At 65.0% G+C, this 7,577-nt stretch carries 7 protein-coding genes and 1 pseudogene; all 8 read left to right on the forward strand.

Annotated features, from left to right (window positions below):
- The first annotated feature begins 152 nt into the window (after positions 1-152).
- Positions 153-953: a DeoR/GlpR family DNA-binding transcription regulator gene (locus tag ACOJTD_RS03060; RefSeq protein WP_420131468.1), complete on the forward strand. Its 801-nt coding sequence runs from the start codon at positions 153-155 to the stop codon at positions 951-953.
- Between the two features lie 173 nt (positions 954-1,126).
- Entirely contained in the window at positions 1,127-2,668 is a 1,542-nt protein-coding gene (glpD, locus tag ACOJTD_RS03065; RefSeq protein ID WP_420131469.1) for a glycerol-3-phosphate dehydrogenase, read from the forward strand.
- The gene (locus tag ACOJTD_RS03070; protein WP_420131470.1) at positions 2,665-3,744 is read left to right on the forward strand and encodes an ABC transporter ATP-binding protein; all 1,080 of its coding nucleotides are present in this window, start codon (positions 2,665-2,667) and stop codon (positions 3,742-3,744) included. Before glpD ends, ACOJTD_RS03070 begins: the two co-directional genes overlap by 4 nt.
- Positions 3,745-3,755: 11 nt before the next feature.
- Positions 3,756-4,859, forward strand: a complete 1,104-nt coding sequence (locus tag ACOJTD_RS03075; RefSeq protein WP_420131471.1) for an ABC transporter ATP-binding protein — start codon at positions 3,756-3,758, stop codon at positions 4,857-4,859.
- Positions 4,859-5,761 (forward strand): carbohydrate ABC transporter permease, encoded by a 903-nt coding sequence (locus ACOJTD_RS03080; protein WP_420131472.1) that lies wholly within the window; start codon positions 4,859-4,861, stop codon positions 5,759-5,761. The genes ACOJTD_RS03075 and ACOJTD_RS03080 overlap by 1 nt, the downstream gene beginning before the upstream one ends.
- Entirely contained in the window at positions 5,761-6,567 is an 807-nt protein-coding gene (locus ACOJTD_RS03085; RefSeq protein WP_420131473.1) for a carbohydrate ABC transporter permease, read from the forward strand. The genes ACOJTD_RS03080 and ACOJTD_RS03085 overlap by 1 nt, the downstream gene beginning before the upstream one ends.
- Positions 6,568-6,798: 231 nt before the next feature.
- Positions 6,799-7,125, forward strand: a complete 327-nt coding sequence (locus ACOJTD_RS03090; protein WP_420131474.1) for a DUF2160 domain-containing protein — start codon at positions 6,799-6,801, stop codon at positions 7,123-7,125.
- Positions 7,126-7,250: 125 nt separating this feature from the next.
- Positions 7,251-7,577, forward strand: a pseudogene (locus ACOJTD_RS03095) (carbohydrate ABC transporter substrate-binding protein); the annotation flags it as partial.

Genomic DNA, 7,577 nt, shown 5'->3' on the forward strand with positions numbered 1-7,577 from the left:
TGGACACGGGTGTGCGAGGCCCATCCTTCGAGGCTCGCTTCGCTCGCACCTCAGGATGACGCCGCGGGTGGGCATCGGCTTGTGGGAGCGAGCCGCGTTGACGCGGGGCGCGAACGGTCGCACCATGGACGAGATTCTTTCCAGGTGTACGCGTGACTGCCCTGAGCCAACGTCAATCCGAAATTCTCAACCTCGCCCGCGCGTCGGGCCGGGTGATGGTGGACGATCTCGCCCGTCGCTTCGAAGTTTCGGCACAGACTATCCGCAAGGATCTCAACGACCTCTGCGACCAGCGTTCGCTGACGCGCATCCATGGCGGTGCGATCATCGCGTCGGGCGTCGAGAACCTTGCTTATGAGGCGCGCCGCTTTGTCGCTGCGGAAGAAAAGCGCGCAATCGGCGCCGCGGCCGCCGCGCAGATTCCGAACGGCTGCTCACTGTTCATCAACATCGGCACCACCACCGAGGAAGTCGCCGGCGCACTGACGTCGCATCACGAATTGCTGGTCATTACCAACAATCTCAACGTCGCGATGCAGCTCTACAAGTATCCGCGCATCGAAGTCATCGTCGCGGGCGGCACGGTGCGGCGCGCCGACGGTGCGGTGATAGGCTCGACGGCGATCAGCCTGATCGGGCAGTTCAAGGTAGACTACGCGATCATCGGTGCCTCGGCGATCGACGAAGAGGGCGCGCTGCTCGACTTCGACTACCGCGAGGTGCAGGCCGCGCAGGCGATCATCGCCAATGCCCGCAGCGTGATGCTGGTGGCGGACTCCACCAAGCTGCGGCGTAGCGCTCCGGTGCGGATCGCGCATCTGAGCCAGATCCAGACCTTCGTCACCGACGAGCCGCTGCCGCCGACCCTGCAGACCATCTGCGATGCGCACGGCATCCAGGTGATCGAAGCGCTGCCGAAGCGCGCCGAAGATCTCGACGATACAGCGGCCTAGCCGATCTAACTCACTCATTTCATTCGTGGATTCGGCTCTTCCCAGAAGTCGCCGCAGAATCGTCACATCACCCTTGCTTTCGTTTTGTATTCTGATCTATTTCGTCTCGAAAGAAATTCGACAGAAGCGAAAGCTGCAGTGCAGCAATTCGCAAGCCTTGGCGAGGAGCGTCGGTGGGAAAGGTTTTCGATCTCGCGATCATTGGCGGCGGGATCAACGGCTGCGGGATCGCGCGCGACGCGGCCGGCCGTGGCAATTCCGTTTTCCTCTGCGAGATGAACGACCTCGCCAGCGGCACCTCGTCGTGGTCGACCAAGCTGATCCATGGCGGCCTGCGCTATCTCGAATATTTCGAATTCCGGCTGGTGCGCGAGGCGCTGATCGAGCGCGAGCGGCTGTGGCAGATCGCGCCGCATATCATCGGCCCGCTGCGCTTCGTGCTGCCGCATCATTCCGGCCTGCGGCCGGCCTGGCGGCTGCGGCTCGGGCTGTTTCTTTACGACTACATCGGCGGCCGCAAGCTGCTGCCGCCGACGCGTTCGGTCGACCTCGCCCGTGACGAGGTCGGCAAGCCGCTGATCCCGGGGCGCTTCAGCCGAGGCTTCGAGTACTCCGACTGCTTCGTGGACGACGCCCGGCTGGTGGTGCTGACCGCGCGCGACGCGGCAGACCGCGGCGCCGAGATCCGCACGCGCACGCGCGCCGTTGAAGTACGCCAGCACGACGGCATCTGGCACGTCACCACCGAGGACATGCGCAGCGGCGTGCGCAGCACCATCCAGGCACGCGCGCTGGTGAATGCCGCCGGCCCGTGGGTCGAGAATGTGCTGGCGTCCGGCTCCGGTGTGAATGCGACCTCGAAAGTGCGGCTGGTGCAGGGCTCGCACATCGTGGTTCCGAAGCTGTATCAGCACGACCGCGCCTACATCTTCCAGAATGCCGACGGCCGCATCGTGTTCGCGATCCCGTATCAGGGCGATTTCACGCTGATCGGCACCACCGATCGCGACTATCACGGCGACCCGTCGCAGGTGAAGGCGACGCCCGAAGAGATCGCTTATCTGTGCGATGCCGTCAGCCAGTATTTCGCCAAGCCGGTGAAGGCCGCCGACGTGGTGTGGACGTTCTCCGGCGTGCGCCCGCTGTATGACGACGGCGCCAGCGAAGCCAAGGCGGCGACGCGCGACTACGTGTTCGAGCTCGACAAGCCCGGCGGCGCGCCGCTGCTGTCGATCTATGGCGGCAAGATCACCACCTATCGGCGGCTGTCCGAAGAGGCGCTGGAAAAGCTCGCGCCTTACGTCAAGGGCGTGCAGGCGAAGGAAGGCTGGACTGCGCAGCAGCCGCTTCCCGGCGGCGATTTTGCCGTGGATGGCGGCCCGGCGCTGGTGGCGCAACTGATGCGTGACTACCCGTTCCTGTCCCAGCCGCACGCTTATCGCCTGGTGCATGCCTACGGCACGCGCGCCCGGCAGGTGCTCGGCACCGCAACCTCGATGGCCGATCTCGGCCGCGACTTCGGCGCCACATTGACGGAAGCCGAGGTCCGCTATCTGATGAAACACGAATGGGCCTGCAGCGCCGACGACATCGTCTGGCGCCGATCCAAGCTCGGTCTGCGGCTGACGCCTTCGGCGATTGCCGCGCTCGAGGAGTGGGTCGCGGCGAACAGTTTCGCCGAGAAGCCCCAGCAACAGATGGGAGGCCGGGCATGAGTGTCAGCCTGGAAAACGTCACCCGGACGATCGACGGGATGCCGGCGATCCGCGACGTGTCGCTGACGCTGGAGCGCGGCACGCTGAGCGTGCTGCTCGGGCCGACGCTGTCCGGCAAGACCTCGATCATGCGGCTGCTCGCTGGCCTGGACAAGCCGACCTCCGGCCGCGTGCTCGTCGACGGCAGGGATGTCACCGGCGCCGACGTGCGCACCCGTTCGGTGGCGATGGTGTATCAGCAGTTCATCAACTACCCGTCGCTCACCGTGTACGAAAACATCGCCTCGCCGCTGCGGGTGCAGGGCAAGCCGCGCGCCGAGATCGAGCAGCGCGTGCAGGAAGCGGCGAAGCTGCTGAAGCTCGAGCCGTATTTGCAGCGCACGCCGCTGCAGATGTCGGGCGGCCAGCAGCAGCGCACCGCGATCGCCCGCGCGCTGGTCAAGGGCGCCGACCTGGTGCTGCTCGACGAGCCGCTGGCGAACCTCGACTACAAGCTGCGCGAGGAGTTGCGCACCGAACTGCCGAAGATCTTCGAGGCCTCCGGCGCGATCTTCGTTTACGCGACGACCGAGCCGTCCGAAGCGCTGCTGCTCGGCGGCCGCACCATCTGCATGTGGGAAGGCCAGGCGCTGCAAGTCGGCCCGACCCCGATGGTGTATCGCAAGCCCGATACGCTGCGCGTCGCGCAGGTGTTTTCCGATCCGCCGCTCAATATCGTCGGTGCCGAGAAGAAGGCCGGCACGGTGCACTACGCGGGCGGCGTCACGGCGCCGGCCAACGGCGTGTTCGCCGGGCTCGGCGACGGCGCCTACCGGGTCGGCTTCCGCGCCCATCAGATCGAGGTCAAGCGCGCCGATCCGGATCGGCACGCGTTCCAGACCAAAGTGGCAATCACCGAGATCACCGGTTCGGAGAGCTTCGTGCATCTGAAGCGCGGCGACGACAATTGGGTCGCGGTGCTGCACGGCGTGCACGAATTCGAGCCGGGCCAGACGCTCGACGCGGTCCTCGATCCCGCCAATCTGTTCGTGTTCGACGCGGCCGACCGCCTCGTCGCCGCGCCGAAGTCGAACTGAGGGGCAGCCCGATGGCGCGTATCGATCTCGTCGATCTTGCTCATTCCTACTTGGTCGGTGACGACCTGCCGCCGGCCGCCTATGCGCTGAAGCCGGTGTCGATGACCTGGCGACAGGGTGGCGCCTACGCGCTGCTCGGGCCATCGGGCTGCGGCAAGACCACGCTGCTCAACATCATCTCCGGGATCGTTACGCCGTCGCGAGGCAAGATCCTGTTCGACGGCAAGGACGTCACCCAACTCAGTACGCGCGAGCGCAACATCGCGCAGGTGTTCCAGTTTCCGGTGATCTACGACACCATGACGGTGCGGGAAAATCTCGCCTTCCCGCTGAAGAACCGCGGCGTGCCGAAGGCCGAGATCGACCGCCGCGTCGAGGAGATCGCCGGGCTGCTCGATCTCACCGCCAATCTCAAGCGCAAGGCGACGCGGCTCACCGCCGACGCCAAGCAGAAGATCTCTCTCGGCCGCGGCCTGGTGCGCAACGACGTCGCCGCGATCCTGTTCGACGAGCCGCTGACGGTGATCGATCCGCATCTGAAGTGGGAGCTGCGCAGCAAGCTCAAGGCGCTGCACCGCGCGCTCGACCTCACGATGATCTACGTCACCCACGACCAGACCGAGGCGCTGACCTTCGCCGACACGGTGGTGGTGATGCACGACGGCCGCGTCGTGCAGAGCGGCACGCCGGAAGAATTGTTCGAGCGTCCGGCCCACACTTTCGTCGGCTACTTCATCGGTTCGCCCGGCATGAACATCGTGGCGGCCGACGTGAAGGGGCGCGATGCAATCGTCAGCGGCCACGCCATCCGGCTGGCGCGCGGCTACGACAATCTGCCCGCCGGCGCCAAGATCGAGATCGGCGTGCGGCCGGAATTCGTGCATCTCACCGCCAAGGCGCCGGGTGTGCTGTCGGGCCGCATCGAGCGCATCGACGATCTCGGCCGCATCCGCTTCGCCTCGGTGCGGGTCGGCGACGCCAAGTTCGCCGCGCGGGTGCCGGACGGCTTTACGCCGAGCGGCGACGAGGCCGGGCTGCAATTCGAACCGTCGCGCATCCACGTCTACGCCAACAGCGAGATCGTCGAAGGCAGCGCTCTGGAGCAAGTCGCCTGATGGACAAGGTCGTCAACCAGAAAGCCTGGTTCCTGGTGCTGCCGGTGTTCGCCATCGTGGCGTTCTCGGCGATCCTGCCGTTGATGACGGTGGTGAACTATTCGATGCAGGACACCTTCGGCAACAACCAGTTCTTCTGGAACGGGGTCGGCTGGTTCAAGGAACTGCTCGATCCGTCGAGCGACCTCGGCGGGCGGTTCTTCGCGTCGCTGGGACGCAATCTGGCGTTCTCGGCGATCATCCTGGCGATCGAGGTGCCGCTCGGCATCGTGGTGGCGCTGGCGATGCCGCGCCACGGCTGGTCGGTGGCGTTCTGCCTGGTGATGATGGCGCTGCCGCTGCTGATCCCGTGGAACGTGGTCGGCACCATCTGGCAGATCTTCGGCCGCCCCGACATCGGCCTGATGGGCTACACGCTCAATCATCTCGGCTTCAACTATAACTACGTCTCGAACGAGTTCGACGCCTGGGCCACCGTGGTGGTGATGGACGTCTGGCACTGGACCAGCCTGGTGGCGCTGCTGTGCTACGCCGGCCTGAAGTCGATCCCTGACGCATATTATCAGGCGGCGCAGATCGACGGCGCGTCGCGCTGGGCGGTGTTCAAGGCGATCCAGCTGCCGAAGATGCATCGCGTGCTGCTGATCGCCGTGCTGCTGCGCTTCATGGACAGCTTCATGATCTACACCGAGCCGTTCGTCGTCACCGGCGGCGGGCCGGGCAATTCGACCACCTTCATCTCGATCGAGCTGGTCAAGATCGCGCTCGGGCAGTTCGACCTCGGCAAGGCCGCGGCGCTGTCTATCGTCTACAATCTGATCATCATTATCGTGTGCTGGGTGTTCTACACCGTGATGACCAATGCGGGCGCCGAGCGCCAGCCGACCGAAGGGAACGCGTGATGCATTCGATCCCCGGCCGCCGCGTCGTGATGGCGCTCTATCTGTTCTTCCTGATGTTGCCGATCTACTGGCTCGTCAACATGAGCTTCAAGACCAATGGCGAGATCGTCTCGACGATGACGCTGTGGCCGCATCAGCCGACGCTGGAGAATTACCGGACGATCTTCACCGATCCGAGCTGGTATTCGGGCTACATCAACTCGCTGCAATACGTCGTCATCAACACGGTGCTGTCGATCTCGTTCGCACTGCCGGCGGCGTACGCGTTCTCGCGTTATCGCTTCCTCGGCGACAAGCACCTGTTCTTCTGGCTGCTGTCGAACCGCATGGCGCCGGCCGCCGTCTACGCGCTGCCGTTCTTCAATCTGTATTCGGCGCTGAACCTGTTCGACACGCCGTGGGCGGTCGCGCTGGCGCACTGCCTGTTCAACGTGCCGCTGGCGGTGTGGATCCTGGAAGGATTCGTCTCCGGCGTGCCGAAGGAGATCGACGAGACGGCGTTCCTCGACGGCTACTCGTTTCCGCGCTTCTTCGTGAAGATCCTGATGCCCCTGATCGCCTCCGGCATCGGCGTCGCGGCGTTTTTCTGCTTCATGTTCTCGTGGGTCGAACTGCTGCTGGCGCGGACGCTGACCTCGGTCAACGCCAAACCGATCTCGGCGGTGATGACCCGCACCGTGTCGGCCGCCGGCATGGACTGGGGCCTGCTCGCCGCCGCCGGCGTGCTCACCATCATTCCGGGGGCCTTGGTGATCTGGTTCGTCCGCAACTACATCGCGCGCGGTTTTGCGCTGGGGCGGGTGTGAGAGAATGATGGACGCCACGTCGGGCTTGCACGACTCTCATGATGCATTCTCCGCCCGTGTCCCGGGCGCGGTGCGGCACGCAGTGCTGCTCCGCAGACCCGGGACCCCAGTTTGGCGACCGCACAACACCGGGGCCCCGGATCAGCAGCGCAGCACGCCGCAAGCGCGGCGCGCTGCGCAGCATCCGGGGCACGTTGCCGATTGCGGATTCGAACGGGGAGAACTCTGATCATGGACTCCTTCGCATGGATGGCGTGGACATGGCCGACGGCGGCGTTCTTCGTAGCGCTGACTTGCACGCTCGGGACCATGACTTGGCTGGCCGTGGCCTATCCGGAAGTCGAGCGCGTCGGCGTGCTGCGGATTCCGACGACGCGCGGCGACCGGCTGTTTCTATCGCTGATCTTGGCCGCCGTGATTCACCTGGTGTGGATCGCGGTGGTCGGCACCGACCCGTTGTTCACGCTGCCGGTCGGTGAGGGTGTCGAAGTGTCGAGTCTCTGGCTCGCCACGGGGCTGTCGCTGGTCTCTGCCGGTGTGATCTTTCGCACCGTCTGAGCCGGCGAATGAGGAACAGATCCGGGATCAACCCGGGCCTGAAGTGCTGTCGCTTAATGGAGGAACCAAGGATGCGACACTTGATCGGACGCACTAATCAACTCGGCCGCGCGCGGCTGATGACGATGGCGAGCGCTGCGGCGCTGGTGGCGGCTTCGATGACGCTGGCGGCGCCGGCGTGGTCGGCCGACGACGCGGTGCTGAAGAAGTGGATCGACGAGGAATTCCAGCCGTCGACGCTGTCGAAGGAAGATCAGCTCAAGGAACTGCAGTGGTACGCCAAGGCGGCCGAGCCGTTCAAGGGCATGGATATCAACGTTGTCTCCGAGACGTTGACCACGCACGAGTACGAATCCAAGACCCTGGCCAAGGCGTTCAGCGAGATCACCGGCATCAAGCTGAAGCACGATTTGATCCAGGAAGGCGACGTCGTCGAGAAGCTGCAGACCCAG

It is taken from the genome of Rhodopseudomonas sp., from assembly GCF_048594845.1.
Taxonomy (GTDB): Bacteria; Pseudomonadota; Alphaproteobacteria; order Rhizobiales; family Xanthobacteraceae; genus Rhodopseudomonas.

Coding starts and splice junctions, on each gene's coding strand:
- ACOJTD_RS03090 (WP_420131474.1), top strand. CDS start 6,799: ATGGACTCCTTCGCATGGATGGCGTGGACATGGCCGACGGCGGCGTTC.
- ACOJTD_RS03075 (WP_420131471.1), top strand. CDS start 3,756: ATGGCGCGTATCGATCTCGTCGATCTTGCTCATTCCTACTTGGTCGGT.
- ACOJTD_RS03085 (WP_420131473.1), top strand. CDS start 5,761: ATGCATTCGATCCCCGGCCGCCGCGTCGTGATGGCGCTCTATCTGTTC.
- ACOJTD_RS03080 (WP_420131472.1), top strand. CDS start 4,859: ATGGACAAGGTCGTCAACCAGAAAGCCTGGTTCCTGGTGCTGCCGGTG.
- ACOJTD_RS03070 (WP_420131470.1), top strand. CDS start 2,665: ATGAGTGTCAGCCTGGAAAACGTCACCCGGACGATCGACGGGATGCCG.